The organism is Rhodococcus sp. AH-ZY2, assembly GCF_030916465.1.
GTDB lineage: Bacteria > Actinomycetota > Actinomycetes > Mycobacteriales > Mycobacteriaceae > Rhodococcus > Rhodococcus ruber.
Map to the genome: position 1 here is coordinate 4,015,349 of NZ_CP126458.1, position 18,590 is coordinate 4,033,938.

Below are 18,590 nucleotides of genomic sequence, written 5' to 3' on the forward strand. Positions count from 1 at the left end.
CCTATCGGGGACGCGGAACCGTCTTGTCGATGAACAGTCCCTCCACCGAGACGCACAGCTGTCCGTCGGCCGTCGTGATGCTGCCGACGGTGCGGATCTTGCGGCCGTCGACGGAGACGAGCCGGCCGGTGACGACGAGCGGCTCGAACAGCGGCGTGGGCCGGTGGTAGTTCGTCTCGAGCTTCGCCGTCATCCCGGACTTGCCGCCCCAGGCGTTGGCAACCCCGAGCACGTGGTCGAGGATCAGGGCCGACACCCCGCCGTGGACACACCCGGGCGGGCCCTGGTACGGCATCGTCAGCGTGACCGTGCCCCGCACCGAGCCGTCCTCGAGGCCCTCGAGGACCAGGGGCGGGGCGATGGCGTTCTCGGGGCCGGTGACCGGGTCGTGCCGGGTGACGCCCTCGCCGTTCCACATGTCGATCAGTCGTTCGGCGACCTCCGGGGCGTGTTCCTCGAGGTGGTCGGCGATGCTGTTCAGTTCCTCCGCGACCCGGTCGAGGTTGGCGTTGCCGCGGTCGGTGCGCAGCATGGCGTCGACGACGCGGCGCGCGGCGGCGGTCGCCCGGTCCACCGGCGCGTCCTGCGGCGCCGAGGTCAGCACCGTGCCGTGGGCGTGGGTGGCGGCGGTGGGATGGGTTCCGACCTTCACGGACGCACCTCCATGACGGCGTGGGTGAGGACGGGGGCGCCGTCGCGCTCCGGGCAGGTCGCCAGCAACGTCAGCCGGTCGCCGTCGCGCCAGACGGCGGTCTCGATGGTCTCGCCCGGGAACAGCGAGCCGGCGAACCGCACCGAGTAGCTCTGCACCCGCGCCGGGTCGCCGTCGAGCAGGCCGTCGACGACGGCCTTGCACACGATCCCGTAGGAGGCCAGACCGTGCAGGATGGGCCGGTCGAAACCGGCGGCCTGCGCGAACGCGGGCTCGGCGTGCAGCGGGTTCATGTCGCCGCTGAGCCGGTACAGCAGGGCCTGCCGGGTGCCGGTGGGCGAGACGAGGACGGTGTCGGCGTCGCGGTCGGGCACCGTGTGCGGCGTCTCCGGGCCGGGTTCGCCGCCGAAGCCGCCCTCGCCGCGGGCCCAGATCTGCATGCCGGTGGTCCACAGCGGCGCACCTTCCGGGGTGGCTGCGGACTGTTCGAGCACGATGACAGCGGCCTTGCCCTTGTCCCACACGTGGGCTACGCGCGACGAGATGTGCGCCGTCCCGGAGGCGGGGATGGGGGCGTGCAGCTGCAGCGACTGCCCGCCGTGCAGGATGCGGCGCAGGTCGATGTCGATGCCGGGCAGGTTCATGCCGGCCGGTTTCAGCGCGCCGGCCGAGATGCCCTGACCGGCCACCATCGCGAACGTCGGCAGCACCCGCAGGTCCTTCTCGTACACCCAGCGCAGCTCGGCCGGGTCGAGTCCGTCGCCGCCGGCGCCGAGCCCGAGGTGATACAGCATGACGTCGCGGTCGGTCCAGACCGCTTCGCGCACAGTGGGTTCGGCAGACAGTGCGGTCTTCGGGTCGATGGGCACGGTCAGTTCTCCTTCTCGTCCGCGGATCCGGTGAGGGTCCCGGCCCGGTACAGCGTCACCACGCACGCGCCGCCGAGCCCCAGATTGTGTTGCAGGCCCACGCGGGCGCCGTCGACCTGGCGGCCGCCGGCTTCGCCGCGCAGCTGCCAGGTGAGTTCGGCGCACTGGGCCAGGCCGGTGGCGCCGAGGGGATGGCCCTTGGAGAGCAGGCCGCCCGACGGGTTGACCACCCACCGGCCGCCGTGGGTGGTGGCACCCGACTCGACGAGCTTGCCGCCCTCGCCGGGGCTGCACAGGCCGAGCCCCTCGTAGGTGATGATCTCGTTGATGGCGAAGCAGTCGTGCAGTTCGATCACGTCGACGTCGTCGACGGTGAGCCCGGACTCGGCGAACACCCGGGCGGCGGCCGCTCCCGTCATCGGGGCGCCGACGACGTCGATCATCGAGCGGCTGTCGAACGATTCGCCGGTGTCGGTGGTCATTGCCTGCGCGACGATCTCGACGGCCCGGTCCTCGAGGCCGTGCTCGCGCACGAAGGCCTCGCTCACCAGGACCGCCGCGCCGGCGCCGTCGGAGGTGGGCGAGCACTGCGAGCGGGTGAGCGGCGCGTGGATCATCTTGTCGCCCAGCACCTGTTCGAGGGTGTACTCGTCGCGGAACTGCGCGTAGGGGTTGTGCACCGAGTGCCGGTGGTTCTTCACCGCCACGGCGGCGATCTGCTCGGCGGTGGTGCCGTAGCGCTCCATGTGCTCGACCGCGGCGTTGCCGAACAGCTGGGCGGTCATCGGGCCGGTGCCCCACTCGTGCAGGTCGGTCATGACGTTCAGGTGGTGGTCGAGCGTGGTGACCTTCGGCAGTTCGCCGGTGCCGGTGAGGGAGGTGCGGGTCATCTGCTCGAACCCGACGGCCAGCGCGACGTCGGCCTGCCCGCCCTGCACCCAGTCCCGCGCCGTCATCAGCGCCGTGGAGCCGGTGGCGCAGTTGTTGTCGACGTTGACGATCGGGATGCCGGTCAGTCCCACCTCGTACAGGGCGCGCTGACCGGCGGTGGACGGCTGGAACACGTAGCCGACGGCGGCCCGCTGCACCCGTCCGTAGCCGATGCCGGCGTCGCCGAGGGCCATGTCGACGGCCTCGCGGACCATCTCGGGGTATTCCCGGCCGCCGGTCTCGATCTTCTCGAACTTCGTCATCCCCACGCCGACGACGAACACGCGGCGTCCCTGCCGCGCCGACGTCACGGCGGCGCTCACTTTCCGGGCTCGGGGTCGCGGGGCAGGCCGAGCAGGCGCTCACCGATGATGTTGAGCTGGACGTTGGTGGTGCCGCCGGCGATCGACATGCACTGGGAGTTGAGGAACATCTGCGTCGCCGAGCGGCGGTCCTGCGCGCCGAGCAGGGCGCGCGGTCCGGCCCAGTCCATCGCGACCTCCCACACCTGCTGGATGTGCTCGACGCCGAGCAGTTTCGCGACCGAGGACTCGGCGCCGGGCTGGGCGCCGGCCAGCGAGCGCAGCGTGGTGCGCAGCGCCATCAACCCGCCGGTCTGCGCGTCGCACAACACCTTTCCGAGCACGGTGGACTGTTCGTCGTCGAGCCCGCCGGGCAGCTCGGCGGCCAGATCGAGCAGGGCCTCGCCGCCGGAGCCGAGGGACGAGTCGTGTGAGAGGGAGACGCGTTCGTTGGCGAGGGTGGTGCGGGCGAGCTTCCAGCCGTCGCCGGGCTCGCCGACGAGGCACTCGTCCGGGACGAAGACGTTGTCGATGAAGATCTCGTTGAACAGCGCCTCGCCGGTGATCTCGCGCAGCGGGCGGATGTCGAGACCCTCGCTGCCGCGCATGTCGACGAGGAAGTACGACAGGCCCTTGTGCTTCGCAGCGGAGGCGTCGGTACGGGCCAGGCAGATGCCCCAGTGGGCGTCGCGGGCCATCGAGGTCCACACCTTCTGCCCCTGCAGCATCCACCCGCCGTCGACCTTGGTGGCCTTCGTGGTCAGCGACGCCAGATCCGAGCCCGCGCCGGGCTCGGAGAACAGCTGGCACCAGACGATGTCGCCGCGCAGCGACGGCGGCACGAACCGCTCGAGCTGCTCCGGGCTGCCGTGCGCGATCAGGGTCGGCACCACCCAGTTGCCGATGATCATGTCGTGCGGCCTCAGGCTCGCCGCGCGCAGCTCCTCGGCGATCACCAGCTGGGTGACCGCGTCGGCGCCCTTGCCCCACGGTGCGGGCAGATGCGGTGCGGTGTAGCCCTTCTCGGCGAGATACGCGGTGCGTTCGGCGCCGTCGAGCGCAGCGGCGGGCTCGAGTTCGCCGCGCACCTCCGCGCGGATCCGTTCCGCCTCCGGCGGCAGGTCGATGCCGAGGACGCGGCGGGTGCCGCCGCGGGTGAGGTCGGTGACGCGCCGGCGCCACGACGCGGTGGAGCCGAGCAGGATCCGCAGCGACTGGGCGCGGCGCAGATACAGGTGCGCGTCGTGCTCCCACGTGTAGCCGATGCCGCCGAGGATCTGGATGCAGTCCTTGGCCACGGCGAACGCGGCGTCGGGGGCCGTGGCGCCGGCGACGGCGGCCGCGAGGGACGCCTCGTCCGCCTCGGCACCGCCGGGAGTCAGCGCGCGGGCGGCGTCCCACGCGCACACGCGGGCCTGCTCGGCGAGCGCGAGCATGCGTGCGGCGCGGTGCTTGACGCCTTGGAACTGGCCGATCGGCCGGCCGAACTGGCGGCGCACGGCGGCGTACTCGGCGGCGGTGCGCACGCACCAGTCCGCGATGCCCGACGCCTCGGCCGCGAACAGGGCGGCGGCGAGGTCGGTGACGTGCTGCGGATCGATCCGCAGCACGTCGTCGGCGCCGAGCGCCAGCCGGTCCACCTCGAACTGCGAATTACCGCGCAGCACATCGTGACTGGGCAGGTCCTCGACGTCGACCCGGTCGCGGTGCAGCAGCACCCAGGCGCGGTTGCCGGCGTCCTCGGCCGCGACGAGCAGCAGGTCGGCGGTGTGGCCGCCGAGGACGAATCCGGACCGCCCGGACAGGGTGGTGCCGGCCGAGCCGCGCCCCACCCGCAACGTGCCCGGGTCGAGGGCGACGCCGGCGAGCGTGGTGCCGTCCGCGAGACCGGCGAGTTCGGCGGTGCGGCGGGCCTCGCGCAGCACCGCGGCGGTCAGCACGGTCGGCAGGAACGGGCCGGGCACCATCGACCGGCCGAGTTCCTCGGTGACGACCGCGAGTTCGACCAGACCGCAGCCGGCGCCGCCGGCCTCCTCGGGCAGGTGCAGGCCGAGCACACCGAGTTCGGCGAGCGAGCCCCAGTACGCGGGACGGGTGTCGGTCTTGGCTTCGACGGCCTGGCGCACCACGTCGGCGGTGACGTGGCGGGCGGCCCAGCCGCGCACCGCGTCGCGCAGGTCGCGGTCCTCGTCTGTCAGTCCAATGGTCATGTCGGCCTCGCGAATTCGATGGTGTCGGTCAGATGCGTTCGATGACGGTCGCGGTGGACAGTGCGCCGCCCGCGCACATGGTGACCAGCGCAGTCGACCGGTCGGACCGCTCGAGCTCATGCAGGGCACTAGTGAGGAGCCGGGCACCGGTCGACCCGACGGCGTGACCGAGGGCGATGGCGCCGCCGTTGACGTTGACCTTGGACATGTCGGCGTCGAGCACCTGCGCCCACGACAGGACGACCGCGGCGAATGCCTCGTTGATCTCGACGAGGTCGATGTCGTCGAGTGTCATGCCGGCCTTGCCGAGGACGTGGCGGGTCGCGTCGATCGGGCCGTCGAGGTGGTAGTACGGGTCGGACCCGACCATGCCCGAGGCGACGATCCGGGCGCGGGGCCGCAGCCCCAGTTCCTGGGCGCGCTCGGCGCTGGTGAGCAGGACCGCGGCGGCGCCGTCGCTGATCTGCGACGCGGAGCCGGCGGTGTGGATGCCGCCCTCGACGACCGGCTTCAGCGCGGCCAGGCCTTCGGCGGTGGTCTCGCGCAGGCCACCGTCGCGGGTGACGACGGCGGTCTCGCCGGTGGGCACGCCGTCGACGAGGACGGGCGCCTCGGTGGGGACGATCTCGCGGTCGAACCGGCCCTCGGCCCAGGCGGCGGCGGCGCGGCGCTGGGACTCGAGGCCGAAGGCGTCGGTGTCGCCGCGCTTGATGCCGCGCTTGGCGGCGATGCGCTCGGCCGAGGTGAACTGGTCGCCCATGTCGATGGTCCAGTCGTCCGGGTAGGGGTTCCCGGTCTCGGGGGTGAGGGCCTGGCCGAGGAACACCCGGCTCATGGATTCGACGCCGCAGCCGATGCCCGCGGTGATCTGGCCGGAGGCGATGAGACCGGCGACGATGTGGACGGCCTGCTGGGAGGAGCCGCACGCGCAGTCGATGGAGGTGGCGGCAGTCGTGTAGGGCAGGCCGGCGTGTAGCCAGGCCTGCCGGGTGATGTTGTTGGACTGTTCGCCGGCCTGGGTGACGCAGCCGCCGACGACCTGCCCCACCTGGTCGGGGGCGAGGCCGGCGCGCTCGAGGACGGCGCGCTGGGCGGTGCCGAGCAGGGTGGCCGGGTGCAGACCGGACAGGGCGCCGCGGCGGCGGCCGACGGGGGTACGGGCCGCGTCGACGATGACTACGTCGGTCATGAGCTGGCTCCTCGGAACATGAGTGCTGGGCAGGTGTCGGTGGGACGCGCCGGGGAACAGAACCGGAACGCGTTCATTTTTAGAATGTATTCCATTTACTGCGTCGAGGCAACGGTCTGTTCGGTGCCGATATCGGTCTACACCCCCGCAAGAAAGACAAGAATTCATTTCAGTTATGCAGGCATGCCAAGGCTCGACGCACGAGTGCGCGAGGTCAAGCAGACGGCGCCGGGCTCGCGTTCGCCGGGCTCGCGTTCGACAGGCCGGCGAGCAGCAGCTCGCAGGCCACCCGCAGGTCGGACTCCGCGTCGGGAACCGAGATCCGGCCGTTGAGGCTGGACTGGATGATCCCGAACCACGCCTGCTCGAGGACCCGCACGAGCGTCGCGTCCCGTTCGGTGACGTACTCGAGCCCGGCCGCACGGTAGAGCACCTCACGGAAACGGTGGTCGATCTTCGCGACGTCGGGAATGGACGTCGCCTTGGCGGTGCTCGTGGACTGGATCATCGCCGTCGCCAGCAACGGCCGTCGCCGCAGCGCCCGCGTCGCCCGCACGAGCGCCTCGTAGACGGCCTCCTGCGGGGTGGCGTCCGGGGTGGTGCGCTGGGCCATCCGCTCGCTCATCTGATCGATCTGATCGACCATGACCGCCACGAACAGATGTGTCTTGGACGGGAAGTACCGGTACAGGGTGCCGATGGCGACGCCGGCCATCTTCGCGACCTCGTGCATCTGCACCCGCTCGAGTTCCTTCTCGGTCGCCAGGCTCGCAGCGGCGTCGAGGATGCGCCCGAACCGCGCGCGCTGCTCGGCGGACGTCGGCTCCGCGGCGTCCCGCGCTTCGGCAACTCTGGGCACGGGGGTCCTCCTCCGTCGTCTCGTCTCTGCGGCGATGCCGCGCCGCCCAGCATCCCGCGTTCCGCGCCGAGCCGCCGGAGATCTTCCGCTCAGTGGGACGCGCGCGTGCTCGGCGCACGAGAGGGAGGATACAGCGATCCCGGGCACCCCTCGTTCCAGCAGGTGGCGGCTCAGATCAGGTTGTCCTCCACCGGCAGGCCGAATGCGCCCCGTCCGTACATCGCGAGGGCGCGTTCGGGATCGTTGGCGACGTGCACGCTGCCCGCGTGTGCGTCACGCCACGCCCGCTCGACGGGGGTCCCCCGGCCGAGCGAGTTGCCGCCCGAGGTCTTGAACAGCAGATCGATCGCCTCGACGGCACGCTCGGTGCCCCGCACCTGGTCGCGGCGCAGCCGCAGCCGCAGCCGCGTCGGCAGCGGCTGCCCCGCCACCGCCAGCTCGTACAACTCCCGGATGTTGCGGTCCGTCTGGAGGATCGCCGCGTCGATCTCCGAGGCGGCCCGGGCGACGGCGACCTGCGCGAACTGGTCCTCGGCGAACCGGCCCCCGCCCAGGCTCAACCGCACCCGGTTCCGCATCGCCCCCAGATACTGCTCGTAGCACCCGGCGACCGTTCCGATCACCGGCGCGGCGACGGCGGTGGTGAAGATCGCGGCGAACGGCAGCCGGAACAACGGTCCCGGGTTCACCGCGTGGCCGGGGGCACGCAGCTGCGCCAGGTCGTAGTTGCGCACCGTGCGGTGGTGCGGCACGAACGCCTTGTCGACGGAGATCTCGTTGCTGGCGGTTCCGCGCATGCCCACGACGTCCCACACGTCCAGGATCCGGTAGTCGCTGCGCGGCACCAGGACGGTCATGAAGTCCACCGGCCGGCCCTCGGCACCGACGACGAGTGCCCCGAGCAACGCCCAGGTCGCATGCTCGCACCCGGACGAGAACCGCCAGTTGCCCGACAGCCGGAAACCGCCGTCGACCGGGACGAGTTCGCCGACCGGCGCGTACGACGAGGACAGCAGCGTCGAATCGTCCTGCCCCCACACGTCGTCCTGGGCCTGCGGGTCGAACAGGCCCAGGTGCCAGGAGTGGACCCCGAGGATCGACGTCACCCAGCCCGTCGACCCGCAGGCCCCCGAGATCTCCCGCACCACCTCGTAGAAGCGCACGGGGTCGCATTCGAGACCGCCGTACCGGGCGGGCTGCAGCATCCGGAACACCCCCGCCGCGGCCAGGTCCTGCACGGTCTGGTCCGGCACCCGGCGCGAGTCGTCGACCGTCTGCGCGCGCTCCGCGATGGACGGCAGCAGTTCGCGCACCTTCGTCAGCACGTCGTCGGGCATCGGCGTCACTCCTTCGTGACCGGGGCGGGTACGGGCTCCCCCATCGTGCGGCGCCGTCGCCGCGGCCCGCCGGAACGTGTCCCGGACAGTGGGATCGCCGCACCCCCGGTGACCGGCCTCACCTAGCGTCGATCCCACAGGTCGCAGGCGGCTGCCGTCCCCCGGCCCACCCGCGCACAGCACCGAGGTGCTCCATCCGATACGACATTTCCTCCGAAAGGACGGACGACAGTGAGCTCCAGCAAGTCCGACGACGTCGAAGTTCGCGAGATCGTGGCCGGTGCCGCGCCCACCCGGTTCGCCCGGGGCTGGCACTGCCTGGGCCTGTCCGAGTCCTTCAAGGACGGCAAGCCGCATTCGATCCACGCCTTCGGCACCAAGCTCGTGGTGTTCGCCGACAGCAACGGCAACCTGAAGATCCTCGACGCGTACTGCCGGCACATGGGCGGCGACCTCAGCCAGGGCACGATCAAGGGCGACTCGGTGGCCTGCCCCTTCCACGACTGGCGCTGGGGCGGCAACGGCCGGTGCACCTCGATCCCCTACGCGCGGCGCGTTCCGCCGATCGCGAAGACCCGCGCGTGGCACACCCTCGACCAGGACGGAATGCTGTTCGTCTGGCACGATCCCGAGGGCAACCCGCCGCCCGCCGACGTCACCATCCCCCGCATCGAGGGCGCGACGAGCGACGAGTGGACCGACTGGGTCTGGTACACCACCGAGGTCGACACCAACTGCCGCGAGATCATCGACAACATCGTCGACATGGCGCACTTCTTCTACGTGCACTACTCGTTCCCCACGTACTTCAAGAACATCTTCGAGGGCCACGTCGCGACGCAGATCATGCACGGTCAGGCGCGCGAGGACATGCGGCCGCACGCCGACGGCCAGCCGAAGCTCGTCGGCAGCCGCTCCGAGGCGGCGTACTTCGGTCCGTCGTTCATGATCGACGACCTGCAGTACAAGTACGAGGGCTACGACATCGACTCGGTGCTGCTCAACTGCCACTACCCCGTCACCGAGAACAAGTTCGTCCTGATGTACGGGATCATCGTGAAGAAGTCGGACGCCCTCGGCGACTCGGCCGACGAGACGGCCCGCAAGTTCGGTGACTTCATCGCCCGAGGCTTCGAGCAGGACGTCGAGATCTGGAAGAACAAGACGCGCATCGAGAATCCGCTGCTGTGCGACGAGGACGGCCCGGTCTACCAGCTGCGCCGCTGGTACGAGCAGTTCTACGTGGACGCCGCCGACGTCAAGCCGGAGATGACCGAGCGGTTCGAGTTCGAGATGGACACCACCCGCCCCGTGGCGGCGTGGATGAAGGAGGTCGAGGAGAACCTCGCCCGCAAGACGGCAGCCGAGGAGGCGGCGACCACCGATGCAACCCCTGCAGTGCACTGAGTGCGGCGCCCGGGTTCTCGTCGCCAAGAACAGCTGGGAGCACACCTCCGTCCAGTGGAACGAGGAGGCGCGGTCTCGGTGCCCGGAGATGCGTGAGCAGGGTGGGCAGGACTCCCGGCCCGGGGCGCCGCGCCGTGGTTGCGCGAAGCTCGCCGAGACGATCACGTGGGCCGCGACCGAAGGCCGCCTCACCGTCCTCGACGACACCCCGGTCCCGGGGCCGATCATCCAGTAAGTCAGCCGGAAAGGAACTTTCGTGATCGACGTCAAGCAGTACGGCTCGTGGGCCGTCATCGCCGGCGGCTCCGAGGGCGTCGGTGCCGCGTTCGCCGACGAGTTGAGCAGGGCGGGGCTGAACCTGGTGCTCGTCGCCCGCAAGCCCGGCCCGCTCGAGGAGACCGCCGAGAAGGTCCGCGGCAACGGGGTCGAGGTGCGCACCCTCGCGCTCGATCTGCTCGCCGACGACGCGGTCGAGCAGCTCCGGCGGGCGACCGCCGACGTCGAGGTGGGTCTGCTCATCTTCAACGCCGGCGCCAACAGTTACGGTCACGAGTTCGTCTCCGGCGACCTCGACGGCTTCCGTGGCGTGATCACCCTCAACATCGATCGGCAGCTGGAACTTTCGCACCTGTTCGGGTCGAAGATGAAGGAGCGCGGGCGCGGCGGCATCATGCTGCTCGGCTCGCTCGCCGGCTACATGGGGTCCGAGCACCAGAGCATCTACGCGGCGTCCAAGGCGTTCAGTCGCGTGTTCGCCGAGAGCCTGTGGCTCGAACTCGCCCCGCACGGGGTGCACGTCGTCGAACTCGTCCTCGGTGTGACCCGCACCCCGGCGATGATCCGCGCCGGGCTGAACTTCGACATCCCCGGCATGCTCGTCGCCGAGCCGGAGGAGGTGGCCCGGGAGGGCCTCCAACACCTCACCGACGGGCCGGTGTGGGTGGCCGGCGGCAACTACGACGCCGCGGTCAAGCGCAGCGGGTTCCCCCGCGACAAGCTCGTCCGGGGCGCGGCCGAGGCGATGCGCAAGCTGCTGAACAGGAGCTGACCGAACGGATTTCCGGGGCGTCGGTGTGAAAGCACCGACGCGGGGGTACCTTACACACGATCGGGTCGGCCGGACTGCGCACATTCCATGACAGTCGGTCCACCGTCGACTTGCTGCGCAGGACGGCCGGCCCGATCGGTTCTCGTATCCGCACTGCCCACCCGCCGAGCACGGCGTGTGGGCAGTTCGTTTCTGTGCGGGTCGGAGCACCGGCCGGGTCGACTGCCGCGCCGGCGGGACCTGCGAGCTCGGTGCGTCGTCGGCAGGCGCGGACCGGCACTGCGTTCCGCGCAGAGCACCGACGATCCTGTCCTGCAGGCGCACCGGGGTCATGGCGCAGCCGTAGCCGACGATCACGACGAGCCATGACAGATCGCGGCGCGGGTGCACCGTCGCAGCCGCACCGACAAATTCGTCGCGAGCAGCGTCGCGACGACGCCGAGCAGCACGGCAGGAACCATGCCGTGCGAGGTGCGGCCCAGCACCAGGGCTCGACGACGAAGGCCCGGCCGGGGTGATCCCCGGCCGGGCCTTTGTTCGTGTTCCCTCTGCGAGCTAGGACTTCGGGCTGAACGCCGCCAGCGGCTCGGACTCGGACCAGTCGTGACCCCAGTAGCTGTCGGCGGTGATCTCCTCGGCCGTGTAGTACGACTCGTCGACGAGCATTCCCTCGGTGCCGAACTCGAGGTCCCAGCCACCGGGGGCGCGCACGTAGAACGAGACCATCTTGTCGTTCGTGTGCCGGCCCAGCGTCGAGGAGATGGAGAACCCGAGCTTGCGCACCCGGTCGAGTGCCTGACCGACGGCGTCGAGGGTGTCGACCTCCATCATCAGGTGCACGAGGCCGGGTTCCTCGGTCGGCGGCGCCGGGCACAGGGCCAGGCTGTGGTGGCGCTGGTTCACGCCGAGGAACCGCACGCGCCGCGCCGGGCCGGGGGCCTGGAGCCGGATCGCGCCGCGCGGCAGGAAGCCGAGCACCTCGGTGTAGAACGCGTGCGCCGCGTCGAAATCGGTGGCGGGCAGCACGACGTGGCCGAGGCCCTGCTCGCCGGTGACCCACCGGCCGCCGTGCGGGGTGACGACGGGGCTGTGATCGAGCACCGGGCCGAAGAACACCTCGACGCGGGTGCCGATCGGGTCGTCGAACGCGATGACCTGCTCGGCGTCGCGGTAGTCGCATTCCTCCTGGGAGAGGACGTCGACGGTGACGCCCGCCTTCTCGACGGTCTCGCGGACCCGCTGGAGGGCGAACTGATCGCGCACCTCCCAGCCCACCGCGAGTGCCTTGTCGGATTCGCCGGGCAGCACGATCAGGCGTGCCCGCCGCTCGTCGACCCGCAGGTAGAGGCCGTCCGGTTCGGGGCCGGAACCGACGGCCATGCCGAGGCCGTCGACGACGAGTTCACGCCAGCGCGCGACGTCGGTGGTCTGGATCCGGAGGTATCCGAGTCCTCGAATATCCGTCATATGTGTTCCTTCCGGGACGTTCGCGGGAGAGCTAGATCATCGAGCGGTGGACACCCTGCGGCTCGCCGCCGAGCTGGGTCAGCGCAGACGCGTGGAAGATCGAGCCGGGGACGTGGATCGCGTGCGACAGACCGACGTGCGCATCGCGCCAGAAACGCTGCATCGGGAACTTCAGGTGCATCGCGCCACCACCGGCGCGGGCGAAGATCTCGTCGACGGCGCGGACGGCCCGCCACGCGGCAGCGGTCTGGGTGCGGCGCCCGATGGCACGCTCGTCGAAGGTGACCTCCTGGCCTTTGTCCGTCTTGTCCCAGAAGCGGTCGACGGTCTCGAGGATCGCGGCGCGCGACGCGGCGATCTCGGCGGCCGCCTCACCGAGGGCATAGAGGACGTACGGGTCCTCCTTGATCGGGATACCGGTGACCGCGACGCGCTCCTTCTGGGCCGCGATGTAGCACGCGAGCGCGCCCTCGGCCATGCCGATCAGCGACGAGGTGATGCCCAGCGGGAAGATGCACGAGAACGGGAACTTGTAGAGGGTCTCGTCGCGCCCGGCGTGCCGCCAGCCGTTGCCGCTGAGGACGACGTCGGCGTCGAGGGTGCGGTAGGTGGGGATGAAGGCGTCCTCGATGATCAGATCCTTCGAGCCGGTGCCGCGCAGGCCCACGACGTTCCAGCTGTCCTGGTCGATCTCGTAGTCCGAGCGCGGCAGCAGCACGTGCAGGACCTGCGGCGGGTTCAGCCGGTTGCCGTCCTTGTCGCCCACCGCGGCGCCGATCATGATCCAGCCGCAGTGGTCGGTGCCCGAGGAGAACGACCAGCGGCCGTTGAGGATGTAGCCACCGTCGACCGGAACCGCGACACCCATCGGCGCGTACGGGGAGGCCATCCACATGTCGGGGTCCTCGCCCCAGATCTCGTTCTGCGCCTTCGGATCGAAGAACGTGAGCTCCCACGGGTGCACGCCGACGATGCCGGCGACCCATCCGGTGGCGCCGTCCATTGCTCCGATCGCCATCGCGGTCTCGGCGAACTCGCGCGGGTGGACCTCGAGGCCGCCGTGCTCCTTGGGCTGCAGCATGCGGATGACACCGGCGTCGCGCAACCGCTTGGCGTTGTTGTCCGTCAGGCGCATGAGCTTGTCGCCCTCGGCGCCCTCGGCGCGGATCTCGTCCGCGTACTGGATGATGTTGTCCAAAACCTGGCCCATGACTGTCAGCTCTCTCTCAAGACCCGGAGGTCTACTTCTGGGCGGCGAGACCGACGGCGATCTCGATCAGCTGGTCTTCCTGACCGCCGACGAGGTTGCGTCGTCCGGCCTCGATGAGGATCTCCGCACCGGAGACCCCGTACCGCTCGGCGTGCGTGGCGGCGTGCTTGAGGAAGCTCGAGTACACACCGGCGTACCCCATCGTCAGCGACATCCGGTCGAGGAGGCACTCGCCGTCCATGATCGGCCGCACCACGTCCTCGGCGGCGTCGATGATCTTCAGGGTGTCGATACCCGTTCGGATACCGAGCTTCTCGGCGACGGCGACGAACGCTTCGACGGGGGTGTTGCCCGCGCCGGCACCGAACCGGCGGGTGGAGCCGTCGATCTGCAGTGCGCCGGCACGCACCGCGAGCACCGAGTTCGCCACGCCGAGCCCCATGTTCTCGTGCCCGTGGAAACCGACCTGCGCGTCGTCGCCGAGCGCGGCGACGAGAGCCGCGACCCGGTCGGAGACTCCCTCGAGGACGAGGGCGCCGGCCGAGTCGACGACGTACACGCACTGGCAGCCGGCGTCGGCCATGATGCGCGCCTGCTTCGCGAGCACCTCGGGCGGCTGGCTGTGCGACATCATCAGGAATCCGACGGTCTCGAGACCGAGCTCGCGGGCCAGCCCGAAGTGCTGGGCGGAGATGTCGGCCTCGGTGCAGTGCGTGGCGATCCGGCAGATCGACGCGCCGTTGTCGGCGGCCTCGCGGATGTCCGAGCGGACCCCGAGCCCCGGCAGCATCAGGAACGCGATCTTCGCCTGCGTCGCGGTCTCGACGGCCGCCTTGATGAGCTCCTGCTCGGGGGTGCGGCTGAAGCCGTAGTTGAACGACGAGCCGCCGAGGCCGTCGCCGTGGGTGACCTCGATGACGGGCACACCGGCGGCGTCGAGTGCACCGACGATCGAGCGCACGTCCTCGACGGTGAACTGGTGACGCTTGGCATGGGAGCCGTCACGCAACGACGAGTCCGTGATCCGGATGTCGAGATCTGCGCTGTAGGGCATCGACTGTGTTCCTTCGAAAGTACGGTCTGCGGTGGGGTTCTACACGCGGGCGGTGAGCAGCTTGGCCGCGAAGCTCTCGCCCACCTTCGTGGCGGCCGCGGTCATGATGTCGAGGTTGCCCGAGTACGGCGGCAGGAAGTCGCCGGCGCCCTCGACCTCGAGGAAGATCGCCACGCGGGCGCGTCCGCCGCTCATCGGGGTGGGGTCGTCGAACTGCGGCTCGGCGCGCAGGCGGTAGCCGGGGACGTAGCCCTGCACCGTGGCGACCACCTCGTGGATCGACGCGGCGATCGCGTCGCGGTCGGCGTCCTCGGGGATCGAGCAGAACACGGTGTCGCGCATGAGCATCGGCGGCTCGGCCGGGTTGAGGATGATGATGGCCTTGCCCTTGCGGGCGCCGCCGATCGTCTCGATGCCGCGGCTGGTGGTGATGGTGAACTCGTCGATGTTGGCGCGGGTTCCGGGGCCGGCCGACGGGGAGGCGACGCTCGCGACGATCTCGGCGTACTCGACCTCGGTGACGCGGGAGACGGCGTGCACCATCGGGATCGTGGCCTGGCCGCCGCAGGTGATGAGGTTGACGTTCGGCGCGTCCTCGTGTTCGCCCATGTTCACGGCGGGCACGACGGCCGGCCCGAGGGCCGCCGGGGTCAGGTCGACGACCTGGATGCCGAGCTCGGCGTAGCGGGGGGCGTTCGCGCGGTGCACGTAGGCCGAGGTGGCCTCGAAGATCACGTCGGGCCGCTCGTCCTGGGCGAGCAGCCAGTCCACACCCTCGTGGCTCGCGACCAGGCCCTCGGTCGCTGCACGGGCGAGACCCTCGCTGCTGGGGTCGACACCGATCATCCACCGCGGCTCGATGACATCCGAGCGCAGCAGTTTGTACATCAGGTCGGTGCCGATGTTGCCGGGCCCGACGATCGCGGCGGTAGCCTTCGTCACTGGTGCACTTCCTTACTTGAATTCGACTGAGACGGAGCCGATGTCGCTGAAATCGGCGCGGAAGACGTCGCCCGGCCGGGCATCGACGGCGCGAGTGCACGAGCCGGGCAGGATCACGTGCCCGGCCTCGAGCCGCACCCCGAAGCTCGCCACCTTGCGGGCCAGCCACGCGACGGCGCGGGTCGGGTCACCGAGCACGGCTGCCGCCTCGCCGCGCGCGATCTCCTCGTCGCCCTGGTACAGCACCGCCGAGATCGCACCGATGTCGACCTTGTCCGGTTCGATGCGGCCCGCTCCGAGGATCACGCCCGCGGACGAGGCGTTGTCGGCGATCGTGTCCGCCAGGCCGATGCGCCAGTCCACGATGCGCGAGTCGATGAGTTCGATGCTCGGGACGATGTACTCGGTCGCCCGCAGCACATCCGCCTCGGTGCAGTCCTTGCCGGGCAGGGTCTCGCCCAGGACGTAGCCGATCTCGACCTCGATGCGCGGGTAGCAGAACTGCGCCGTGTCGATGGGCTCGTCCTCGGAGTACACCATCGTCGAGAGCAGGTGTCCGTAGTCGGGCTCGTCCACGCCCATCATCTTCTGCATGACCTCGGACGACAGGCCGACCTTGTGGCCGTAGACGGTGGCGCCCGCCTCGAGCCGGCGGCGGATGTTGATCAGCTGGATCTCGTACGAATCCACCACGTCGATGTCGGGAAAGGTCTCCGTCAGCGGGGCGATCGCGACGCGGTCGCGCTCGGCGGCCCAGAGGAGATCGGCGGCGGCGAGTCGCCGGGAACCGTCGAGCATCGTGCACTCCTGGAACTGGTCGATGATCCGCGCGTCGTCGCGCCGATCGGGCTGTCTCGAAGGTGACATATGCGCAGGTGGGACGGCGGAAGCCCTCCCGCTCAGCGGGATCGTGGACTAGCTGCGGTCGTCGTCGCGCAGCAGGAACGCGAGCACGGCCGACAGCCACGCGTCGCGGGCTTCGATCATCGTCCAGTGCCCGCACTTCGGGAACGTGTGCAGCTCGCAGTTCGGGATGTCGCGCATGGGCAGCATCGCCATGTCCACGGGGCTGACCCGGTCGTCGCGGCCCCACGTCAGCAGGGTCGGTGCGGTGATCTTGTGCAGCTGCGCCCAGTACGGGGTGACGTTCGACGCGGCCGCTGCGGCGGCACCGGCGGCGAAGGCCTTCGAGCTGTACATCCGGCGGGCGATCTCGAGGGTCTTCGGTTCGGTGGCGAGCGCCCAGCGCTCCTCGATGAGCTGGTCGGTGACCACGGCGGGGTCGTAGACCATGGACTGCAGCCAGCGGACGAGACCCTCGCGGGTCGGGTTGTCGGTGAACTCCATGAGCAGCTTGATGCCCTCGCCCGGCCCGGGCGCGAAGACGTTCTTGCCCATCCCGCCGATCGTGACGAGCTTGCGCACGCGGTGCGGCTCGTCGATGGCGACCTTGGCGGCGACGATCCCGCCCATCGAGTTGCCGATCATGTCCACGGCACCGAGACCGAGCCCGTCGAGGAAGGTGCCGACGGCCCCCTGCGCCATCACCATCGGGTGGCCGTCACCGGGGTCGCTGACGCCGAAACCAGGAAACTCGAGCACCAGGCAGCGGAAGTGCTGTGCGAAGTCGGCGAGGACGCCGCGGTAGTTGCGCCACCCCGTCACGCCGGGTCCGGAGCCGTGCAGCAGGAGCAGCGGCGGCCCGTCGCCGGCCTCGTGGTAGCGCAGCACACCCTGATCGGTGGAAAGTTCCTTCAGGGTCCCCTCGTAGCTCACTTCGGTCATCGTCGTCCCTGTTCGTCGCCGTGGTGCCGGGCACACCGCCCATTCGAACCGCAGGCTGCCAGCCCTCGTCGACGACGGCCATACACCATCCCGTTCAGCGAGATCACCGCTCCGGCGACCGGGTCGCCGCCGGCCGCGTCCGCTCAGCGGGACGCCCGTTCGGGCCTCCCCTGGCCTGTCCTAGCGTCGAGCCCATCGACCACGGCGTGCTCACGCCGATCCGTCCCACGACCCGGAGGTGGACTCATGCCCCTCGAGACGACGACCCTCGCACCATCGACAGCTGACGCGCCCAGCCCGGAGGACATGCGCCGGGTGATGGGACAGTTCGCCACCGGAGTCACGGTGGTGACGGGACTGGACGACGAGGGCCCGGTGGGGTTCGCGTGCCAGTCGTTCGCCTCGGTGTCGCTCGAGCCGCCCCTGATCCTGTTCTGTGCCGACCACCGCGGCCGTGCCTGGCCCCGGATCCGTGCAACGGGACGGTTCTGCGTCAACGTCCTCCGCGAGGACCAGTCCGACCTGTGCGCCCGGTTCGGCTCGAGCCGGGGACGCAAGTACGAGGATCTCGCGTGGGAGGTGTCCCGCTGGGGGACGCCGGCGCTGCCGGACGTGCTGATGCGCGTGCACGCGGAAGTGCACGACGTCCACGTCGCCGGCGACCACGACGTGATCATCGGCCGGGTGCTCGAGCTGGACACGGTGTGTGAGGAGCGGCCGATGGTGTTCTTCCGGGGCCGGTTCGGGATCGACCACCCGGTGCCGGTGGCCTGACCGGGCCCGGCGCCGGGCACGGACACCACCGTCTCCGATACCGTCTCCGTCCCGGGATCGGCACGACGACAATCGGAGGATGGACCCCAGGGCGCACGTGAGACGTTTCGACCACATCGGCATCACTGTCGCGGACCTCGACTCGGTGACGGCGTTCTTCGTCGGACTGGGTCTCGAGGTCGAGGGCACCGGATCCGTGGAGGGCGAGTTCGTCGAGACCGTCTGCGGCATCCCCGGCGCGCACTGTGAGATCGCCGTGCTGCGGCCGCCCGACGGAGGGACGCGGTTGGAACTCGCGAGCTTCGTCACGCCCGACCACGCGCCCGGATCGCCCATGGCGATGGCCAACGAACTCGGACTGCGCAACGTGTCCTTCGAGGTCGGCGACCTCCAGGCGGCCGTCGACGCGGTGGCTGCGGAGGGGTACGGCCTCATCGGCGGCATCGGCGAGTACGAGAACAGCGTGCGGATGGCCTACGTGCGTGGACCCGAAGGGATCATCGTGTCGCTGTTCGAGCAGATCGGCTGATGCGCGAGCGCCGTTGTCATGTGTCG

General features: G+C 70.3%; 19 protein-coding genes. 5 read left to right on the top strand and 14 right to left on the bottom strand.

Annotation, left to right across the window (positions count from 1 at the left end):
• Position 1: 1 nt before the first annotated feature.
• The 7 genes from QNA09_RS19275 to hsaA all read right to left on the bottom strand — a co-directional run bounded on the left by QNA09_RS19275 (position 2) and on the right by hsaA (position 8,348).
• A complete protein-coding gene (locus QNA09_RS19275; protein WP_102031580.1) occupies positions 2-652 on the bottom strand; it encodes a PaaI family thioesterase in 651 nt (216 codons plus the stop codon).
• Positions 649-1,521 carry a MaoC/PaaZ C-terminal domain-containing protein gene (locus QNA09_RS19280; RefSeq protein ID WP_119700051.1) on the bottom strand — a complete coding sequence of 291 codons (873 nt, stop codon included), beginning with the start codon at positions 1,519-1,521 and terminating at the stop codon, positions 649-651. Before QNA09_RS19280 ends, QNA09_RS19275 begins: the two co-directional genes overlap by 4 nt.
• Before the next feature lie 2 nt (positions 1,522-1,523).
• Positions 1,524-2,774 (bottom strand): lipid-transfer protein, encoded by a 1,251-nt coding sequence (locus QNA09_RS19285; protein ID WP_119700050.1) that lies wholly within the window; start codon positions 2,772-2,774, stop codon positions 1,524-1,526.
• On the bottom strand, positions 2,771-4,963 hold the full coding sequence (locus QNA09_RS19290; RefSeq protein ID WP_119700049.1) for an acyl-CoA dehydrogenase: 2,193 nt from the start codon (positions 4,961-4,963) through the stop codon (positions 2,771-2,773). The genes QNA09_RS19285 and QNA09_RS19290 overlap by 4 nt, the downstream gene beginning before the upstream one ends.
• Before the next feature lie 28 nt (positions 4,964-4,991).
• A complete protein-coding gene (locus tag QNA09_RS19295) occupies positions 4,992-6,152 on the bottom strand; it encodes a steroid 3-ketoacyl-CoA thiolase (RefSeq protein ID WP_119700048.1) in 1,161 nt (386 codons plus the stop codon).
• 214 nt (positions 6,153-6,366) lie between these two features.
• Positions 6,367-7,011 (bottom strand): TetR family transcriptional regulator, encoded by a 645-nt coding sequence (locus QNA09_RS19300; RefSeq protein WP_119700337.1) that lies wholly within the window; start codon positions 7,009-7,011, stop codon positions 6,367-6,369.
• 170 nt (positions 7,012-7,181) lie between these two features.
• Complete coding sequence (hsaA, locus tag QNA09_RS19305; protein WP_017679869.1) at positions 7,182-8,348, bottom strand: 3-hydroxy-9,10-secoandrosta-1,3,5(10)-triene-9,17-dione monooxygenase oxygenase subunit; 1,167 nt, start codon at positions 8,346-8,348, stop codon at positions 7,182-7,184.
• Between the two features lie 231 nt (positions 8,349-8,579).
• Between hsaA and QNA09_RS19310 the strand changes: the two genes are divergently transcribed.
• The 3 genes from QNA09_RS19310 to QNA09_RS19320 are packed head-to-tail and all read left to right on the top strand — an operon-like array spanning position 8,580 to position 10,803.
• Positions 8,580-9,755: a Rieske 2Fe-2S domain-containing protein gene (locus tag QNA09_RS19310; protein WP_059174956.1), complete on the top strand. Its 1,176-nt coding sequence runs from the start codon at positions 8,580-8,582 to the stop codon at positions 9,753-9,755.
• Entirely contained in the window at positions 9,733-9,990 is a 258-nt protein-coding gene (locus QNA09_RS19315; RefSeq protein WP_017679868.1) for a hypothetical protein, read from the top strand. Before QNA09_RS19310 ends, QNA09_RS19315 begins: the two co-directional genes overlap by 23 nt.
• A gap of 21 nt (positions 9,991-10,011) precedes the next feature.
• Entirely contained in the window at positions 10,012-10,803 is a 792-nt protein-coding gene (locus QNA09_RS19320; protein ID WP_308072025.1) for an SDR family NAD(P)-dependent oxidoreductase, read from the top strand.
• Positions 10,804-11,156: 353 nt separating this feature from the next.
• Here the strand turns inward: QNA09_RS19320 and QNA09_RS19325 are convergent, their stop codons facing one another.
• The 7 genes from QNA09_RS19325 to QNA09_RS19355 form a co-directional block, all read right to left on the bottom strand.
• Entirely contained in the window at positions 11,157-11,288 is a 132-nt protein-coding gene (locus QNA09_RS19325; protein ID WP_267966265.1) for a hypothetical protein, read from the bottom strand.
• A gap of 70 nt (positions 11,289-11,358) precedes the next feature.
• Positions 11,359-12,270 (bottom strand): biphenyl-2,3-diol 1,2-dioxygenase, encoded by a 912-nt coding sequence (gene bphC, locus QNA09_RS19330; protein WP_210063034.1) that lies wholly within the window; start codon positions 12,268-12,270, stop codon positions 11,359-11,361.
• A gap of 31 nt (positions 12,271-12,301) precedes the next feature.
• Positions 12,302-13,480: an acyl-CoA dehydrogenase family protein gene (locus tag QNA09_RS19335; protein WP_017679865.1), complete on the bottom strand. Its 1,179-nt coding sequence runs from the start codon at positions 13,478-13,480 to the stop codon at positions 12,302-12,304.
• Positions 13,481-13,511: 31 nt separating this feature from the next.
• On the bottom strand, positions 13,512-14,534 hold the full coding sequence (gene dmpG / locus QNA09_RS19340) for a 4-hydroxy-2-oxovalerate aldolase (RefSeq protein ID WP_308072026.1): 1,023 nt from the start codon (positions 14,532-14,534) through the stop codon (positions 13,512-13,514).
• 39 nt (positions 14,535-14,573) lie between these two features.
• Positions 14,574-15,476: an acetaldehyde dehydrogenase (acetylating) gene (locus QNA09_RS19345; RefSeq protein ID WP_119700043.1), complete on the bottom strand. Its 903-nt coding sequence runs from the start codon at positions 15,474-15,476 to the stop codon at positions 14,574-14,576.
• A 12-nt stretch (positions 15,477-15,488) separates the two neighbouring features.
• Positions 15,489-16,274 (bottom strand): 2-keto-4-pentenoate hydratase, encoded by a 786-nt coding sequence (locus QNA09_RS19350; RefSeq protein ID WP_119700336.1) that lies wholly within the window; start codon positions 16,272-16,274, stop codon positions 15,489-15,491.
• Between the two features lie 117 nt (positions 16,275-16,391).
• Positions 16,392-17,261, bottom strand: coding sequence for an alpha/beta fold hydrolase (locus tag QNA09_RS19355; RefSeq protein WP_119700042.1), 870 nt, complete (start codon positions 17,259-17,261; stop codon positions 16,392-16,394).
• A gap of 246 nt (positions 17,262-17,507) precedes the next feature.
• On the opposite strand from QNA09_RS19355, the gene QNA09_RS19360 reads away from it, so the two are divergent.
• Positions 17,508-18,035, top strand: a complete 528-nt coding sequence (locus tag QNA09_RS19360; RefSeq protein WP_040781099.1) for a flavin reductase family protein — start codon at positions 17,508-17,510, stop codon at positions 18,033-18,035.
• A 79-nt stretch (positions 18,036-18,114) separates the two neighbouring features.
• Complete coding sequence (locus tag QNA09_RS19365; RefSeq protein ID WP_119700041.1) at positions 18,115-18,564, top strand: VOC family protein; 450 nt, start codon at positions 18,115-18,117, stop codon at positions 18,562-18,564.
• Positions 18,565-18,590: the final 26 nt, after the last annotated feature.